Genomic DNA, 430 nt, shown 5'->3' with positions numbered 1-430 from the left:
GAGCTGGACGGCGTGCATTTCGCGATGGAGTTCCTGCCCCAGCAGAACAAGGTGAACGCGGGCGACAAGCTCAAGGGCCAGCTGCGCGCGGATGGCAAGCACGTCATCGTGATCGGCGGCGGCGACACCGGCAGCGACTGCGTGGGCACGAGCAACCGCCACGGCGCCGCGAGCGTGACGCAGTTCGAGCTGATGCCCCAGCCGCCCGAGGTGGAGAACCGCCCGCTGACCTGGCCCTACTGGCCCTACAAGCTGCGCACCAGCTCCAGCCACGAAGAGGGCTGCGAGCGCGAGTTCGCCATCGCCACGAAGGAATGCATCGGCGAGAAGGGCAAGGTCACGGGCCTGAAGACGGTGCGCGTGGAGTGGAAGGACGGCAAGATGGTCGAAGTGGCCGGCTCCGAGCAGACGCTCAAGGCCGACCTCGTGC

1 pseudogene is annotated in these 430 nt (G+C 67.7%); it reads left to right on the top strand.

Annotation, left to right across the window (positions count from 1 at the left end):
- A pseudogene (locus E4T88_RS17525) lies at positions 1 to 430 on the top strand (glutamate synthase); the annotation flags it as partial.

Source organism: Dysgonomonas mossii (assembly GCF_004569505.1).
In the GTDB taxonomy this organism is placed as follows: Bacteria; Bacteroidota; Bacteroidia; order Bacteroidales; family Dysgonomonadaceae; genus Dysgonomonas.
The sequence above is the reverse complement of the archived record's forward strand: the minus strand, read 5'-3'. Positions and strand labels throughout refer to the sequence as shown.